Source organism: Pauljensenia sp. C0170B4, from assembly GCF_056590235.1.
This window is the reverse complement of sequence record NZ_JBWPVS010000004.1, coordinates 317,136-333,698: the sequence shown is the minus strand read 5'-3', so window position 1 is coordinate 333,698 and position 16,563 is coordinate 317,136. Positions and strand designations below refer to the sequence as shown.

General features: G+C 59.8%; 14 protein-coding genes and 1 pseudogene. 6 read left to right on the top strand and 9 right to left on the bottom strand.

Translation table 11 applies throughout. The features are described 5' to 3' along the window. Nucleotides 1-187: 187 nt before the first annotated feature. The 8 genes from AC1EJ1_RS07425 to AC1EJ1_RS07390 form a co-directional block, all read right to left on the bottom strand. Nucleotides 188-1,024 carry a histidine-type phosphatase gene (locus AC1EJ1_RS07425; protein WP_480295609.1) on the bottom strand — a complete coding sequence of 279 codons (837 nt, stop codon included), beginning with the start codon at nt 1,022-1,024 and terminating at the stop codon, nt 188-190. Between the two features lie 151 nt (nt 1,025-1,175). Then, complete coding sequence (locus AC1EJ1_RS07420; protein ID WP_480295608.1) at nt 1,176-2,003, bottom strand: histidine-type phosphatase; 828 nt, start codon at nt 2,001-2,003, stop codon at nt 1,176-1,178. 195 nt (nt 2,004-2,198) lie between these two features. Continuing rightward, entirely contained in the window at nt 2,199-2,846 is a 648-nt protein-coding gene (locus tag AC1EJ1_RS07415; RefSeq protein WP_480295607.1) for a sulfite exporter TauE/SafE family protein, read from the bottom strand. Between the two features lie 138 nt (nt 2,847-2,984). After that, nucleotides 2,985-3,758, bottom strand: a complete 774-nt coding sequence (locus tag AC1EJ1_RS07410) for an ABC transporter ATP-binding protein (protein ID WP_058236249.1) — start codon at nt 3,756-3,758, stop codon at nt 2,985-2,987. Next, complete coding sequence (locus AC1EJ1_RS07405) at nt 3,751-4,590, bottom strand: ABC transporter ATP-binding protein (protein WP_058236250.1); 840 nt, start codon at nt 4,588-4,590, stop codon at nt 3,751-3,753. Before AC1EJ1_RS07405 ends, AC1EJ1_RS07410 begins: the two co-directional genes overlap by 8 nt. Next, on the bottom strand, nt 4,587-5,450 hold the full coding sequence (locus AC1EJ1_RS07400; RefSeq protein ID WP_285014334.1) for an ABC transporter permease: 864 nt from the start codon (nt 5,448-5,450) through the stop codon (nt 4,587-4,589). Before AC1EJ1_RS07400 ends, AC1EJ1_RS07405 begins: the two co-directional genes overlap by 4 nt. After that, on the bottom strand, nt 5,451-6,416 hold the full coding sequence (locus tag AC1EJ1_RS07395; protein WP_480295606.1) for an ABC transporter permease: 966 nt from the start codon (nt 6,414-6,416) through the stop codon (nt 5,451-5,453). Then, nucleotides 6,413-7,933 carry an ABC transporter substrate-binding protein gene (locus AC1EJ1_RS07390; protein ID WP_285014336.1) on the bottom strand — a complete coding sequence of 507 codons (1,521 nt, stop codon included), beginning with the start codon at nt 7,931-7,933 and terminating at the stop codon, nt 6,413-6,415. Before AC1EJ1_RS07390 ends, AC1EJ1_RS07395 begins: the two co-directional genes overlap by 4 nt. A gap of 535 nt (nt 7,934-8,468) precedes the next feature. On the opposite strand from AC1EJ1_RS07390, the pseudogene AC1EJ1_RS07385 reads away from it, so the two are divergent. The 3 genes and pseudogenes from AC1EJ1_RS07385 to AC1EJ1_RS07375 form a co-directional block, all read left to right on the top strand. Next, nucleotides 8,469-9,743, top strand: a pseudogene (locus AC1EJ1_RS07385) (threonine/serine exporter family protein); the annotation flags it as partial. Between the two features lie 666 nt (nt 9,744-10,409). After that, entirely contained in the window at nt 10,410-10,685 is a 276-nt protein-coding gene (locus AC1EJ1_RS07380) for a hypothetical protein (protein ID WP_285014337.1), read from the top strand. Beyond that, nucleotides 10,675-10,890: a hypothetical protein gene (locus tag AC1EJ1_RS07375; protein ID WP_285014338.1), complete on the top strand. Its 216-nt coding sequence runs from the start codon at nt 10,675-10,677 to the stop codon at nt 10,888-10,890. Before AC1EJ1_RS07380 ends, AC1EJ1_RS07375 begins: the two co-directional genes overlap by 11 nt. A 102-nt stretch (nt 10,891-10,992) precedes the next feature. Here AC1EJ1_RS07375 and AC1EJ1_RS07370 read toward each other — a convergent pair whose 3' ends face one another. Next, complete coding sequence (locus AC1EJ1_RS07370; RefSeq protein WP_058236826.1) at nt 10,993-12,585, bottom strand: aspartate:alanine exchanger family transporter; 1,593 nt, start codon at nt 12,583-12,585, stop codon at nt 10,993-10,995. Nucleotides 12,586-13,088: 503 nt separating this feature from the next. Here AC1EJ1_RS07370 and AC1EJ1_RS07365 point away from each other — a divergent pair. From AC1EJ1_RS07365 to ilvC, 3 genes are read left to right on the top strand one after another with little or no spacing between them, the layout of a single operon-like run. Continuing rightward, nucleotides 13,089-14,846: an acetolactate synthase large subunit gene (locus tag AC1EJ1_RS07365; RefSeq protein WP_480295605.1), complete on the top strand. Its 1,758-nt coding sequence runs from the start codon at nt 13,089-13,091 to the stop codon at nt 14,844-14,846. A 3-nt stretch (nt 14,847-14,849) separates the two neighbouring features. Then, entirely contained in the window at nt 14,850-15,362 is a 513-nt protein-coding gene (gene ilvN, locus AC1EJ1_RS07360) for an acetolactate synthase small subunit (protein WP_058236255.1), read from the top strand. Nucleotides 15,363-15,366: 4 nt separating this feature from the next. Then, nucleotides 15,367-16,392, top strand: coding sequence for a ketol-acid reductoisomerase (ilvC, locus tag AC1EJ1_RS07355; RefSeq protein WP_285014341.1), 1,026 nt, complete (start codon nt 15,367-15,369; stop codon nt 16,390-16,392). The last annotated feature ends 171 nt before the right edge of the window (nt 16,393-16,563 follow it).

The window sequence follows — 16,563 nt, the reverse complement described above, 5'->3', positions numbered from 1 at the left end:
GCCTGGAGACAGGCCAGTACCCCACCCCCCCCTTTTTACGCGCACACGCAAGCCCGCACACCCAGCGGGGCCGACCGGCGAGCTGGGTGCGTCCCTCGCATTGGCTTTCAGCACCGAAGAAGCCTCCCCCCACGCACGGGGGGAAGCTCCCATAGACGGGAGGCGTCTTCAATGGCCAGGTGAGGGCCTACCTGCGGCGCGTCACGAGAACTGTTCCCATTAAGATTGCCGCCAGGCCCGCAATCACAAGACCAGAGTCCGAACCAGTCGCAGCCAGGCGCGAGGGACGCTCCAAGACCACACCCCGACCCCGACCCTCCTCATCACCAGTAGTCTGAGCTGGATCAACCTCTGGCTTGTCAGATGGTCCAACAGGCGAGGACTTCGTCAGCAGTGGAGATTCCGTTTGAGCTTGTCCAAGAAGACAATGGCGCAGCTCGGAGACCTTGTACCAGGATGATCCTTCGGCAACCGCAGTACACGAGGAATTAAACGGTGTTTCCACCTCGTTGACAAGCATGCGGACAATCGGGGTCCACGACCTACCCGTTGCAGGATCGGTGCCGGCCTGACAGGCCGTGTCCCACTGGACGTTTGCCGCCATCGGCATGACGGTGGATCCGCGCCATTCGTTGGTGGCGTAGTTAAAGACGTCGTCGATGCTGACAGGCTGTGAGACAGCAGGTGCCTGCTGGGTTGAACCAGGCAAACGAAGCAGGGCGGAGAAAGGAGCAATCGTTTCTGCGTGAGCAAAGCGGAACGTTGCAACGTGGGATCCACCTGCGGTGCGCTCATCGATCTGGGCGAAGAAATCATCGAGCAACGGTTGCGCAGGCGCGTATGACCCGTCAGTTCCCGTCACGCCCGGACCTTTTTCGTAAAAGTCCTCAGCGTCGAGCAGATAGGAGAACCACTTGGCGTCGTCCTGGTAGTTTGCGAAATACTGCTCGAAATCGAATGCGTGCTCCCCGGTGTTTTCCTCCTGCATATCAGCATCGATGATGTACAGGTTGTACAGATCCATCGCCGCATCAACAGCGCTGGTGATCTTCTTTTTGGCGGAGCCGCACGCATCAGCGTCAGTGCTTTCATCAGCGTTCGGTGCGCAGTTCTTGTCGCCATCCTTCGAGCCATCGGCAGTGTTGAACCATGTATGCGCATCATCTCCGATCGAGTCAATAAACTCGGGCGTGAAGATCTGCGAGAACCCGGCGTGCCGATTCCTGCGACTGAGGCAGCGACTCGATGTAATCCATCGCTCCGGCGATCACTCCACCGTCACTGGTCTGCTCCCCAATGAATGCTTCGTAACGAGAGGCTACTTCGTAAGCCGGCGTCCCCTCCTGCTTCACTGAGCCATCAGGGTTCTCCAGCTTGTGGAAGTAAAGTGTTTCAGGATGCGCTTCGAGGGATTCCACGATCGGCGTCACACTGTTGTGCGAGGCGGCTTCAAACCCTGTGAGGAAGCTTTCGCCGGATTCGGTGGCGCGAGCCTCACCTGAGGACTCAAAGCGGATCGCGTCACCCTCGGCAATGGCGCGCTCGAAGAGAGCAGAGTTGCGTTTGTAGGCGCGTTCACCAATTCCGCGGTGCTGCGTAGCGCCCTGACCGGTGAGCATTCCGTAGCCGTTGGCCACGTTGGCCGCTGTGATCGACTCGAGGTTCTTCATGAAGGCCTCGCCCACCTCCGGTGACACGAAACCATTTTCTTTCTGAGCCGTCTGAGCCATCAGCATTAACAGAGCATCGTACTTATAGGAGGACAATCCTCGCGAACCATGGCGGGCGACGAGCTGAGTATGTTCAATGTCGAAACCTGCTGGAGGCTGTGAATATCCTGCGATGTCACTTTCGCTGGGTGCGATGTACGGCTGCTTCGAGGAATAGAAAGGACCTTCCTCGGTGGCGTCAGCAAAAGCCAGTTGTTGAGTTGACACCACGGACAATGCGGCAATTGAACAAAGCGCAGTCAGTCCGACAATCCGGGCGCGCTGTGTAGTCATGTTCAGACTCCTAAGCACTATGAAAGCGAAACACATACAGCCCTCACGCTAAGTGGTCAAAATGGCAGGAAGGGCCATGAAAGCTAACGCGCACGTTACAGGCGCGTGAACATCTGCCGGAAGGTCGATGGCCTTGCTGTCGAGCTTCACAAGACCGACCGTGGTGCCGCACTGACATCCACTTACGGGGTTGCACTACAACCCTGTGACGGGCGGTAGTGAGCGCCCAGTTGTCATGTTCGTGAAAGAGCTGATTATGCGCCGGTTGACACCGAGATAATACCTTTGATCAGGACAGTTGTAGCGCCCACAACTGCCAGGACTAAAGCCAGCGCACGGGAATGAGACTTGCTGACTCGAGGAGCAATAAGCACTCCCGCAGCGATCCCCACGAGCATCGCGCCAATAGCTACTGCGATGAGCCACCACGAGGTATGAAGCTGCACAGAACCACTCAACCACTTGGTTGTCAGCGAAATCAACCCGCCGTAGCTTCGCCCCTCGAACCACAGTTGCGATCAGTGACACGGTGATGAGTGCGCCAACAATAACCTGCACCCAGGCAGGTGAAACACTACGCACCAGCAAAGCCCCAGGAATTGAGCCGACCACCATGATTGGCCCGAGCAGCACCCACCGTTTCCAGTCGATGTCGCGCCACACGGTCAGCGCGATGATGCTCGCATTGATGACAGCCAGAATATTCATCATGACGATGCCGTCCACACCGCCCATCAGCAGCGACAACACCGGGCCAGCAACCAGGCCCAGCCCCATGCCGGAAATGCGTTGCAAACACGCTCCCAGCAGGACCGAGCAGGCAATACAACACGCTACTAGCATGTGCCGCACCTCCTTGCTGGTGGCTATCACATCCACCTAGGCGATGCCTCCACCTCAATGAGAGGAGTGTCGGCCCTTGGCGGTGCTACCTACTATCCAGCCGGCGCGTCCTTCGAGCCGGACGGTATTTCCGGTGAGTCAGTCGGTGCCGCTTGGCAGTCGAGGAATTGCAGCAATCAGTGCGCGCGCATAGTCGCCCTCGGGAGCTGACAATACACGACGAGTCGGGCCGCGATCTTCGACGTGCCCATCCTTGAGCACGACGATAGTGTCGCACGCTGAGGCCACGGTCGCCAGATCGTGAGAAACCAGCAGAAGCGACATGCCGCGCTCACGGGTGATCGAATCGATCATCTCCATGACGGAGGCGCGCGTCGCCATATCCAGTGCCGAAACAGGTTCATCAGCGATGATGACGCTCGGCTCAGACACCAGCGCCCGGGCAATGGCGATGCGTTGACGCTGCCCACCTGAAAAAGTTCGAGGATACTCGTCAGCACGCTGCGGATCGACACCGACCAGGCGCAATGCTTCGTGCACCATCTCCCGCGCCCGTGCGCCCGACGCCACCTTCAGCGCGTGCAGCGGCTCGGCAACGATCGCCCCGACACGCATACGCGGGTTGAGGGAAGAATACGGATCCTGGAACACCGCCTGAACGTGTGAACGGAAATTGCGCATGATACTGCGCGAACGCGAGCGCACCGGCATCCCGGCAAAGGTGACAGACCCCGACTGCGCGGGCAACAATCCCAGACCCAGCCGCGCAGCTGTGGTTTTCCCGCTTCCGGATTCACCGACGAGGGCGACGCGTGCGCCCGGCTCGAGGTGCACGCTGAAGTGGTCAATGCCGGCATCTGTTGACGGGTAGTGGAAGGTGACGTCGTCAAAAATCAGAGCAGAATCACTCATCGTTGTCCCTCCGATCGTCGCGGGACTGGATAGTGTCCATCATCGTGTCGAGGTGGCGCGCCGCCTCCACAATGCGGCGTGTGCCATCGCTCAGATCCGTTGCGTCTGCGGCCACGAGGTTCGAGGTTGACACGTCGTCGCTGATCCGTCCCTCCTCGATGACGACGATGCGATCAGCCATCTGTGCGACCACCGGAAGGTCATGAGAGATGAACAGTAACGCAGTGTCGTGCTGGCGCGTGGCCTGGGTGAGGACATCCAGAATATGCGCCTGCACTGTTACGTCCAGCGCCGTGGTGGGCTCATCTGCGATCAGGAGGTCTGGCTGACAGGCCAGCGCCAGCGCAATCGCCACGCGTTGGCGCTGGCCTCCGGACAGTTCATGCGCAAATGCGTGGGCAACGCGTTCAGGATCAGGTAGCTGCACTCCGCTCAGCGCTTCATTGATTGCAGCGCGCATGGCGCGTCGCCCTCGTACATGCTGATGGTGGGCCAGCGGCCATTCCAACTGCTTACCGATACGCATGAGCGGATCGAGGGCAGACAGGGGATCCTGGAAAACCATTGCGGCAGTGGCTCCGCGGAAACTGCGCAAGTCTTTTTCAGAGGCGCTGGCCACATCGAGGTCGCTCACCCGTAAAGATCCGCTCACCTGAACTGGCGAAGGCAGAAGCCCCATCACAGTCTTGGCGAACATTGATTTACCCGACCCGGACGCACCGATCATGCCCACGTGCTCGCCGCGATTCATGGTCAGATTGAGCGAGTCCAGAATCGTGCTGCCGCCGATGCGCACGGTCAGATCGTTGGCCTGGAGCAGTGGCGCGGTCATGAGGCCTCCTGCTGGGTAGGATCGACCACGGCGCGCAGGCCATCCGACAGTAGATTTGCGCCGATCACGAGGACGACGATGGCGACGCCTGGTGCGATTGCGCCCAGAGGCTGTGTGGTGAACGTGGCCTGAGCATCCAGCAGCAGACGTCCCCATGACGCGTTCGGCGGGGGAGTGCCCAGCCCCAGGTAGGACAATCCTGCTTCAGCCAGAACCGCCGAACCGAACAGGACGGCCACGTTGACGATCAGGAAGGGCCAGATATTGGGTAGAACATGGCGCCAGACAATGCCAAGGGTCCCCACTCCGGACGTGCGTGCGGCAACCACGTACTGCTCGCGCAGCACACGTGATGTGAGGATGCGCGTCAGCCGCGCTATCACGGCAGATGCCGACAGGCCAATCGCCACCGTGACGGTCAGCAGTGATGCGCCTCCAACTGCGACCATCAGCATGGCGAGCAGTAGTGTCGGAAAGGCGATGAGGACGTCCAGGATCGAGGAGGCCACATCGTCGAACCAGCCGCGCGAAAGTGCTGCAAGGAGTCCGAAGCTGATGCCGATGATGGATGCGATGAGCGCTGCGCCGGCGCCGACCGTCAGCGCGATACGCGCACCGATCAGTACGCGTGTAGCGATGTCATGGCCTAGGCGGTCGGTGCCGAGCCAGTGCTGCCACGATGCGCCTTCCAGTCGGCCGCCCGACGTGTCATCGACAGGGTAGGGCAGCCAGAACAGTGAGATGAGGGCGGCCAGGGCGACCGCGGAGAGAAGAACGACGCCGATGATCAGGCCGGCTCTGCCGGTTCGACTGGTCCGGCGGCGCGGAGCGGATGGCGAAGGGGAGGGTGCGGGAGTCATTTACGCGCGACCTCCTGTCAGGGAAGTGCGCAGACGCGGATCAACGATACGTTGAAGCACGTCAGCAAGGAACCCGATGACCAGCACGAGGGCGGTGGAGACAAGCAGGACCCCTTGAATAGAGGGGAAATCATGCTGAGCGATCGCTCGGGTCAGCATGGAGCCCAGGCCGGGCAGAGCGAAAACCTGCTCAACAACGACTGCACCGATGAAGGTTGTTGCAAGCTCGATGCTGGCTACCGAGATCACCGGGATCGATGCGTTGCGCAAACCGTGACGGATCATTGCGCGCGTGCGCGACTGGCCCAGCGCCCGCGCGCACGCCATGTAGCCTGAGTCAATGACATCGAGGGCGGCTGAGCGGGTGTAGCGCGTCATCGACGCGCTGGAGACGAAAGCGATGGTGCTGACCGGCAGGACGAGTGCCGTCCACGCGAGGAACGGGGTACCCCATCCCTGGGGTGGGAAACCGCTCGCGGGCACCAGACGCAACCTGACGGCAAAAACGATCACCGCCATCATGGCGATCCAGAAAACTGGAACAGCGATGCCGATCTGCGAAAAGATCGACACGATCAGGCCGGCAGGCCCGTTGCGCCATCGAGCCGCCACGTATCCCAGAGGAATGGCAATGATCAGGGCGAATGTGAAGGCGATCAGAGTCAGAGGAATGGTCACCGACAGGCGTGAGGCAATCTCAGCACCCACCGACGTTCCTGATGTAAACGACGTGCCCAGGTCGCCATGCGCCAGGTCAGAAATCCAGCGGACGAACTGGGTCACAACCGGCTGGTCAGATCCGACCTGACGGCGCGCCGCCTCAATCTGTTCCGGCGTTGCGGTCGATGTCAAAAGCGCATTGGCTGGGTCGCCGGGCAGGAGCCTGAGCAGCACAAATATTGCAATGAGGCCCGCCACCCCAGTGGCAACCAGCAATGCGCTGCGACGAACCAGGTACCGGATCACTCGGACTCGCTAATCCCCGCCACGAAGAACTGTGAGTTCAACCCGTTGACCCCGTATCCGCTCAGATGAGACCGTGCGATCACAACTTGAGGGTACAGGTAGAGCCAGGCGCTTGCGGCTTCCTCGGCAATAATCCTGTTGGCCTGGCGCAGCAGGTCGGCTTGTTCATCGGTGGAATGCGCGTGCTGAGAACGCTCGACAAGGTCGGACACTTCAGGATTGTCGTAGCCCCAGTAGAAATCCGGGTTGGCGTACCACACGACGTCGCGAGTGTTGACGTGCTCCTGCAACGTGGCTTCGAAATCCTTGTTTGTGAAGACCTTGGAATACCATTCGTCAGCGGTGATCGGATTGATCGTCACGGTTACACCGATCTTGGCCAGCTCGCTCTTGACGAACTCAGCGACCAGTGGATGCGGATCGTAGGTCGGAGTGTCCAGCGTGAAGGAGAAGCCGTCAGCCAGTCCGGCTTCGGCCAGCAGTGAGCGCGACAACTCCGGATCGTAAGGGTTCAGGTCAGTCAGGTCCTCATACCACGGGTCCGAGGGCGGCACCATCGAGCCGATGACCTGTCCCTTGTCCGCCCACACGGACTCCAGGAGTTTGTCGCGGTCAATGGCTGAGTAGACAGCTTTGCGCACGCGCGCATCATCGAACGGCTTGAGTCGGTCATTGAAAGCGAGCAGTTCCTTCGTCGTGGACATGCCGTCAGAAACGGTGAAGTTCGCGTTCGAATCGAAAGTGGGGATCGCATCCGGTGACTGCACATTCGTCACAATGTCGATGTCACCGGCCTGCAGAGCGTTCGTCATGGACGTCACATCGGTGAAGTAGTGGAAGATGGCACCGGCATTGGCAGGCTTGTCACCCCAGTAGTCCTCGCGAACCTTCAGCGTGAGGGTCGAACCTTTCGTCCACCCCTCCACCGTGTAGGGTCCGGTGCCGTCAGTTTGCGTCGTGGTGTCGAGCCCTTCGGGAACAACCCACATGCCGGACAGGTCATAGTCCAGTGAAACGGAAGGCTCTGACAGCGTCAGGACGACGGTCGTGCTGTCAGGTGCCTGCACGTCAGAGATAACGGATACTTCCTTCTTGCGCGCGGACTGCGATTCGTCAGACAGTAGGTGCTTGATGGAGGCGACAACGTCGTTGACGGTCATCTCTTTTCCCGAGGAGAACGTCACGCCCTCACGAATGGTGAGCGTATGGGTCAGTCCATCTTCGGAGACGACGTCTTCAGTGGCCAGCCATGGTTCCACGTCACCCGAATCAGTCAGGCGGAACAGTGTTTCATACACGTTGCCTGTCAGCGCTTCGGTCGCGCCCTGCCCACCGCTACCTGAGTTTGATAGGTTCGTCGGCTCGTACAGGGAGCCAATATCGATGGTGGCCGCTGCGTTCGCCTGGCCGCCGGCGCTTTGACCGGACTGGCTCGAGTTGAAAGCATCCGGGCCCGCACACGCAGTCATTCCCATGACGAGGGTGGCCAACGCGGCGATGACTCGTGAACGTTTCACAAAAGCTCCTATCCCAGATGCGGTCAGTGCGCTGTGTGTCACTGCGGACGCATCGCGACTGTTTAATCGGTGTGTGGGCGGGCGGTCACTATATACGCAGCCCACACTAGTCACACGTTAATGCGAGATGAAGACCTGTGCGTTGTGATATTCACCGTGTGAGATGGGAAGCGGGTCACCTGTCCTAGGCAAGGAGGTGTCGATGGTGGCACCATTTATTACTGTGAAAAACTCTGCCTCAGATGATTCGACTGCCAGCTCGACGTCGAACTTTTCGGCACCTGCGTCCAACGAGTTGCCCTCGTCGGGCACAGCCGCGCACGACGATCCCAGGCACGACGAACCCGGTCGCGACGGTTCCCGTCACGGCAGGCCAGGCCGCAATGAGCCTGGTGGCGGCGATACCAGGCGGGGCGATGCCGGGCGAGGTGCTCCTGAACGCACTGCTGCGGCGCGTGAGGATGCAGTCACGGGCACAGACCACAACCGGTACGCTCACACCGAGCGTGAACGCACCTCACTGACGCTGCACCGTATGGTGGCTCACGATCGCCTTGCTCACGCGTCGCGTATCGTGTTGCGTCTGGGACAGATGCTGTTGTCCAGCGGTGCGAGTGCATTCCGCGTCAAACACGGCATGGCTCGTCTGGCGCAGGCAGTCGGCATTGAGCAGCACCACGCGCAGGTGACATACACCGAGATTATCTCCACGGCGTACGCGTCGGGCACCTTCCGCACCGAGCTTGCCGAGCAGCGCGCGATGGGTGTCAACGCTGACCGCATCGACCGGCTTGCGAGTTTCGTCAATGGCCTGGGCGGGCCCGGATCGATCAGCATCGAGGAAGTCGACTCCACACTTGATGAGATCGAGCACGTGCCGCCGTTGTATTCGACGCTGCCGAACGCGTTGGCATCGGGTATCGCATGCGCGGCGTTCTCGTTTCTTAATCACGGCGGCTGGGTGGAGTGCTCCGTTGTTGCCATCGCGGCCTTCTTCGGTCAGTATCTGCGCCGCCAGATGCTTCACCGTCGCATGAATCACTTCGGCGTGTGGATGGCGTGCGGTGCATTGGCCTCCACGATCTACATTTCACTGGTGGCAGCCGCGCAGCACTTCATGAACGTCGAACCAACCCACCAGGCCGGTTTCATTTCAGCAGTGCTCTTCCTGGTGCCAGGATTCCCGTTGGTCACCGGCATCATTGACCTGGTGCGTCACGATTTTCAGGCGGGGATTCCGCGTCTGGTCTATGTCACGATGCTGATGGTGTCGGCGGGTGTGGCCGTGTGGAGCGTGTCGTTGATTTTCCACTGGTCGGTCACCCCTCAGTATGACTATCACCTGATGCCGTGGGTGCTGTACCTGCTGCGGTTCCTGACCTCGTATATCGCGTCTTACGGGTTCGCTATGTTGTTTAATACGCCGCCCAAGGTCAGTGCCTACGCTGCGCTGATCGGTGCGACGATCAACACGGGTCGTCTGGCGATGGTGGACGAGTTGCATGTGCCCGTTCAGGCTGCTGTGGGGATTGCGGCACTGTGCGCGGGTCTGCTGGCGTCGCTGGTGGCGCGTTCGAGCCATCGTTACTCACGCGTGAGTCTGTCGGTGCCCGCCGTTGTCATCATGATCCCGGGTGTGCCGTTGTACCGTTCGCTGGCTTACCTGAACAACGGGAACATCAATGACGCGTCTGCCGCACTTTTCTCCGTGTTCTTCACGGTTATTTCAATCGGCGTGGGTCTGGCGGTTGCGCGCATGCTCACTGACCGCAACTGGCTGATGGAGCGTCCAGTGTCTGTGCCTTCGCTCGGCCTGGCTGGGGCAATCGACGAGGGTGACGTTGATGAGCTGGGTGACAGCCTGGGCGATGAGGTCGATCCTTTCCCTGAAGGAGCCGACGGGCGGTAGCCGGTGGTATACCGCTGCAGCGCCGGCACGGCGTGCGGCACCCCGTGAGAGGGCGCGCAGGGATTGCTGCGCATCAACGTCATGCGGGTACTGTCAACGGGTCAAGGTCTGTCAGTGCGCTGCTGGGCACCTCGCCACAGTGACGGTCAACTGTTCAAGGTATTAATCAACCGGTCAAGGTAGCCGACGTTGCGAAGATCAACCGGTTAAGGTAGAACGCCGTCACCGCGCGATCTCACCATGTGAGAACCGCGGAATAGTGCGGAAAAGGCGCTGTCGCCGACGCGTGCCGGCCAGTTTTTCAGCTCTCTTACCTTGACCGGTTGATTCATGGGCAGTGCAATGACCTTGACCGGTTGACTTATGGGCAGTGCAATGACCTTGACCGGTTGATTGCATCTGACGTGATTGCATCTGACATGCTGGCCTTGGCGCACCATTCACTCAACCCCATAGTTCGCGTCGCATGCCCTTTCCGTCAGACAGCTGCTGTGCGCGGCAGCTTGTCGCCGAACCTTGTTGAGCCGGCGGCACTCTGATACCCTCATTATTAGCAGGTGTGGAATAATGCGCCTGCGGTTGTGGGCTGTTGTCGCGGCACTTACCCTCGGCTATACGGTTGCTCGCGATGACGGTGTATCTCGAGCAGCTTCGGGGCAGATTATTTGGAGCCAATGGAAAGGCTCTATTGGCTGGGGGATTTACGCAGGTGCAGTTGCGCTCGGCCCGGTTGGCGTGGTGGCCTATGAAGGGTGGAAGAACGGCTTTACGCAGGAATGCATGAAACATGACTATTGCAAGAATGGGTCGGTGATTCACAATGACTGTGAAGATGACCAGTGATGCTTTGTATGTTATTGCCACTGTGCTGTTGGGTGGCGGGTTGATTTATGCGCTTGTGGTACGCGGCGCAGTTCCTGGGCCTGCTTTGGGTGGCGGGATGCTGGTCCTGTTTATTGCTGCCGCATTGAACCTGATTGATGAGCGGCGCAAACGTCAGTCGCTCCGTTCGGACAAGGTCCGCAAGGGCAACGACAAAGATCAGTAGCCAGCTCGCACAAAAAGCGGGTCGCCCTCGTCCATAAAGGAGGAACGAGGGCGACCCGCCAATCACTTGTCCGCCAGCTGAAACGGCGGCGAAACTCAGCAGCTACATGGCGCCGAAGACCTGCGCCACCATGATCTTGCCGATCATGGCCACCGGGTAGACCAGTGCGTAGCCGAGCGCCACACGAGGATCCATGTTCGTGCGGCCATTCGCAAACGCCAATACCGCAGGCTGGGTCTGCGAACCCGCAAGTACACCGGCCAGACGCGTGCCGCCCATCTTGAAGATCCAGCGCATCGAACAGTACATGCCGATCGCCATGATCAACGTGATAATGACGCCGAGCAGGAAGATCTTCCACCATGCGCCTGATGTGAACGCTTCGATGATCTGACCGCCTGCGACGGCTCCGGCCTGAGCGAGGAAGACCAGCAAACCGAACTCCGAGAGCACCTGGCATGCGGTGTAGGGGATCGCGGTGACGATCGGGCCGACGCGACCGATCTTGCCAAAGATCAGGCCTATGATCAGCGTGCCGGCAGCGGAACCGATCGAGAAATACTCACCGGTGGGGGTGAAGAACTTCAGCTCGCCCAGCAAAATGCCCAGCGCCATGCCGATGCCCAGAGCGACCGGGTTCACGTCAGACAGGCCGCGTGCCGAGTCACCGAAGAACTCGGTAATCTTCTTCATCTTGGAGGTCGGAGCAACCACACGCACGCGGTCACCTTGCTGGAGCACCAGTCCGGGCTCTGCGACCATATCCACGTCACCGCGACGTACACGAGAAATCGTGGCGGAAAAACGAGTGGCGAAATCAAGGTCTCCCACTGTTCGCCCAGCGACCTTCGGGTCAGACACTGTCATGCGGCGGAAGTCCAGGTAGGAGCGGTCCTGCAACAGTGAGTGCGAGGAGGAGTGCCCAAGCTCGGTGGCAACACGCGCCACAAGTTCACGCGGGCCAACAACTGTCAGCAGGTCACCAGGATCGAGTGTGTCCGACATGGATGGGCGCGTGATCGGGCCAGCCTCACCGCGGCGCAGACGCGAGAACGTCACGCGGCTGCCGAGCTTTTCGTAGATGTCACCAATGAAGGGATGGTCTTCGCGCTCGACGCGGATGGTGCGGTTAGCCAGCGGGCTGGGCGCATCTTTGTCGTGCTTGCCGTATGACAGGGCAGCAGCCGCAGCACCGAGCATGCCGATGACACCAAAAATGTAGGAAATGGAGTAGCCAACAGTAGCAGCACCTGGGTCGCCGGACGCTTCTCCGGCGGCAGCCAGAGCGGGCGTGTTCGTCGTAGCACCGGCAAATGTGCCCGTGATCATCGCGGTGCTCATGCCGAATCCGCGTCCGACCAGCAGGCCGACCGAAGCGGCCACGATGTACAGCACGACCATGATAAGGATTGGTCCGATGGCCTTGCGCAGATTGTGGAAGAAGGATGCGCCGGAGGTAATACCGATAGCAAAGGCGAACAGGGCCAGGCCAAGCGTGCCGAGTTCACGGGTGACGCGCAGCTCAACACCGTATGTTTCCGCCCACGCAGCCAGGATGATCGCGAAGAACAACACCGCGGCGGCACCCAGTCCGATTCCACGAACTTTGACGCGGCCAAACGCCATCCCGATGCCGATCAGGATGAACAGGAACAGCACGGGCTGTTCAGCCAAAAATGAGAATACAGAGGCCACAGGCACACTCCCATTAAGTTCCAAAGGTCTACATGCTCTGGCATTATCTCAGGTATTTCTCAGGGGGCGACAGTCTATCGTCCCAATTGTCGTCACATTTGGCGAATGTGACGCGACTGGCTTTCTGGCCCGGCTCGCATGGGGCCTGCTGGCGTGGTGTAGGGATGACGAGGGCGTGCTGCAGGTTTGATACTGCACCGATGCCGGATGCTTGCCGAAAAGGCGCGAAGAAAGGGTGCGGAGGGCTGCCTGTGAAGCGCAGGCAATCTGGCTAATGACGCCCGGTTCTCACAATATGAGATTCCAGGACTCGTGGCCCGACGGAGCCGTAACGTATGAGACGTGCAGAACATTATCGCAGTGACGGACGTCATCCTCCTCGTAGGTCGGCGTGCGTATCCTGCTGCGTAAATGTCAGGTGGAACGCACGCCTAATCCCCACGCTTGGAGCGAAGGGGATTTTTTTGTACCACCACACAAACCATTGAGAGGACACCATGAACATGGGCGATACTCCAACACAGACAATGACCGGGGCGCAGGCCATCGTCGCGAGCCTGGAAGCACTGGGCGTGACCGACATTTTCGGTATGCCAGGTGGCGCGATCTTGCCGACTTACGACCCGCTCATGGATTCATCCATGCGTCACATTCTGGTTCGACACGAACAAGGAGCAGGACACGCCGCCGAGGGGTACGCCCTGGCGACTGGAAAAGTGGGCGTTGCGATCGTGACGTCCGGGCCGGCAGCAACCAACACATTGACTGCACTGGCTGATGCCAATATGGACTCTGTTCCGATCGTCGTCATTACAGGCCAGGTCGGTGCCTCCATGATCGGCACTGACGCATTCCAGGAAGCAGACATCGTGGGCGCGTCCATGCCGCTCACCAAGCACTCATTCCTGGTGACGGACGCGCAGGAAATCCCCTCGTTGATCGCTGAAGCATTCCACATCGCATCGACCGGGCGGCCAGGCCCCGTCCTCGTCGACGTGACAAAATCTGCCCAAAACGCACAGATGGAATTTTCGTGGCCACCGGCATTCGACCTGCCGGGCTACAGGCCTGCCGCTAAGCCGCACAAGAAGCAGGTGCGCGCAGCAGCGGCTGCCATTGCGACAGCTCAAGCTCCAGTTCTGTACGTCGGCGGTGGCGTGATCCGCTCGCGCAGTTCCGAGGCGCTGGCAGAACTGGTGGAAGCGACCAACGCACCAGTGGTGACCACACTGACCGCGCGCGGCGCATTCCCCGACTCGGATCAGCACTGCCTGGGAATGCCGGGAATGCACGGAACGGTCGCAGCGGTGGGAGCCTTGCAGCGTGCCGACCTCGTTGTTTCTCTGGGTGCACGGTTCGATGACCGCGTGACAGGAAACCTCGACTCCTTCGCGCGTCGCGCACGTGTGATCCACGTGGACATCGATGCAGCGGAGATCTCGAAGAACCGAGTGGCAGACATTCCCATCGTGGGCGATCTGGCAGCGACCCTGCCTCGCCTGAAGGCTGCCGTCAAGGCTGTACAAGACGCCAGTAAACCTGCCGATCTGGGCGGGTGGTGGCGCTACCTCAACAGGCTGCGCGACACTTACCCGATGGGGTGGACTGAACCGGAAGACGGGCGCCTTGCCCCCCAGGGCGTGATCTCGCGCCTGTCAGCTCACGCACCTGGTGCTATCTTCACCACCGGCGTGGGGCAACATCAGATGTGGGCGGCCCAGTTCCTCACCCTCGACAAGCCTCACCACTTCATTTCCTCCAGCGGACTGGGAACAATGGGCTACTGCATTCCAGCCGCGATGGGAGCGCAGGTCGGACAACCCGACACGGTGGTGTGGGCAATTGACGGCGACGGATCATTCCAGATGACCAACCAGGAGCTCGCCACCTGCGTGGTGAACCGGATCCCGATCAAGATTGCCTTGATCAACAACTCGGTGCTGGGCATGGTGCGGCAGTGGCAGTCACTGTTCTATTCGAAACGCTATTCGAATACCGACCTCAACCCCGACGAAGGTGACCAGGTTCCGAACTTCGTGGCACTGGCGAAAGCCTACGGCCTCGAAGCACGGACCGTGCGAACTGAGGACGAGGTGGACGAAGCGATCGACTGGGCAATGTCATTCAATGATCGACCTGTCTTACTGGACTTCAGGGTGTCGCGAGATTCGATGGTGTGGCCGATGGTCGCAGCCGGAGTTTCAAACGACGACATCATGTACGCCAAGGACATGGCTCCGAACTGGGAAACGGAGGACTGACTGATGGGACACTTGCGAACCTTGTCAGTGCTGGTGGAAAACAAGCCGGGCGTCCTCACCCGAGTGGCGGCACTTTTTGCCCGCCGCGCATTCAACATTCAATCCCTGGCAGTGGGGGAAACCGAACACCCGAAGATTTCCCGCATGACGATCATCGTTGAAGCCGATGGTCTGCCGTTTGAACAGATCACCAAGCAGCTCAACAAGCTGATCAACGTCATCAAAGTCGTTGAACTTGAGCCAGATTCCAGCGTGGAACGCCGACTCATGCTGATTAAGGTGCGCACGCATGGTGCACACCGCACCCCCGTGCTCGAAGTGGTCGATTTGTTCCGTGCTCACGTTGTTGACGTCCAACCGGAATCGGTGGTGATCGAATCCATTGGATCTGGTCAAAAGCTCGACGCCCTCGTGCGCGCACTTGAGCCATTTGGCATCACAGAAATCGTTCAATCAGGCGCTGTCGCCATTGGCCGCGGTCAACGCTCAATCACAGATCAACTCAAGGAGATTTAGAACAATGGCTGAAATCATCTATGACGACGGAGCAGATTTGTCGCTGATCCAGTCCAGGAAGGTCGCCATCATCGGATACGGCTCTCAAGGACATGCTCACGCCCTGAACCTGAAAGATTCCGGCGTTGACGTGGTGGTGGGACTTCGCCCTGGCTCATCCTCGTGGGACAAGGCCGAAAAGGCAGGCCTGAAAGTAGAGGACGTTCCCGAAGCTGTCAAGGAAGCGGACGTCGTCATGATTCTGGTCCCCGACCAGGTCCAGCGCACCGTTTACGCAGAGCAGATCGAGCCGAACCTGAAGGAAGATGCGGCACTGTTCTTCGCACACGGCTTCAACATCCGCTTCGGCTACATCGACCCGGGCAAGAACCATGACGTGTGTATGGTTGCGCCCAAGGGCCCTGGCCACACTGTTCGCCGCCAGTTCGTTGACGGCAAGGGCGTTCCAGCTGTTGTCGCAGTGGAAAACGACGCGTCAGGCAACGCATGGGATCTGACTCTGGCATACGCCAAGGGCCTGGGTGCCACCCGCGCCGGCGTCATCAAGACGACCTTCACCGAAGAAACCGAAACCGACCTGTTCGGTGAGCAGACCGTGCTGTGCGGTGGCGTCTCGCACCTGATCCAGGCCGGCTTCGAAACCCTCGTTGAGGCTGGCTACCAGCCCGAGATCGCCTACTTCGAGGTGTGCCACGAGATGAAGCTGATCGTCGACCTCATTAACGAGGGCGGCATCACAAAGCAGCGCTGGTCGTGCTCCGACACAGCTGAGTACGGTGACTACGTGTCCGGTCCGCGTGTGATCGGCCCGCAGGTCAAGGAAGCGATGAAAGAGGTGCTGGCGGACATTCAAAACGACTCCTTCGCGCACCGATTCATTGCTGACCAGGAAGCGGGCGGCCAGGAGTTCAAGGCACTGCGTGCCGAGGAAGAAAGCCACCCCATTGAAAAGACCGGTCAGGAACTGCGCCGCAAGTTCGGATGGGCCTCCGTTGACGAGGACTACACGGATGGCTCAGCAGCTCGCTGATCTTTCAGTTGATGACCGTGAGCCGGGGGTGGCACCGAACAGGTGCCACCCCCGGTCTATGCGTAGGCCTTCATGACCACCATGTGCGGAGCACAGTGTCCGCCATGTGGGCCGCTCATTCGCATGGTGGACGAGGAGCCGTGAGCGCAGATTGAAGCGACACAATGAAGC

Coding starts and splice junctions, on each gene's coding strand:
- AC1EJ1_RS07425 (WP_480295609.1), bottom strand. CDS start 1,024: ATGGATCTGTACAACCTGTACATCATCGATGCTGATATGCAGGAGGAA.
- AC1EJ1_RS07420 (WP_480295608.1), bottom strand. CDS start 2,003: ATGACTACACAGCGCGCCCGGATTGTCGGACTGACTGCGCTTTGTTCA.
- AC1EJ1_RS07415 (WP_480295607.1), bottom strand. CDS start 2,846: ATGCTAGTAGCGTGTTGTATTGCCTGCTCGGTCCTGCTGGGAGCGTGT.
- AC1EJ1_RS07410 (WP_058236249.1), bottom strand. CDS start 3,758: ATGAGTGATTCTGCTCTGATTTTTGACGACGTCACCTTCCACTACCCG.
- AC1EJ1_RS07405 (WP_058236250.1), bottom strand. CDS start 4,590: ATGACCGCGCCACTGCTCCAGGCCAACGATCTGACCGTGCGCATCGGC.
- AC1EJ1_RS07400 (WP_285014334.1), bottom strand. CDS start 5,450: ATGACTCCCGCACCCTCCCCTTCGCCATCCGCTCCGCGCCGCCGGACC.
- AC1EJ1_RS07380 (WP_285014337.1), top strand. CDS start 10,410: ATGCGCCTGCGGTTGTGGGCTGTTGTCGCGGCACTTACCCTCGGCTAT.
- AC1EJ1_RS07375 (WP_285014338.1), top strand. CDS start 10,675: ATGACCAGTGATGCTTTGTATGTTATTGCCACTGTGCTGTTGGGTGGC.
- AC1EJ1_RS07365 (WP_480295605.1), top strand. CDS start 13,089: ATGGGCGATACTCCAACACAGACAATGACCGGGGCGCAGGCCATCGTC.
- ilvN (WP_058236255.1), top strand. CDS start 14,850: ATGGGACACTTGCGAACCTTGTCAGTGCTGGTGGAAAACAAGCCGGGC.
- ilvC (WP_285014341.1), top strand. CDS start 15,367: ATGGCTGAAATCATCTATGACGACGGAGCAGATTTGTCGCTGATCCAG.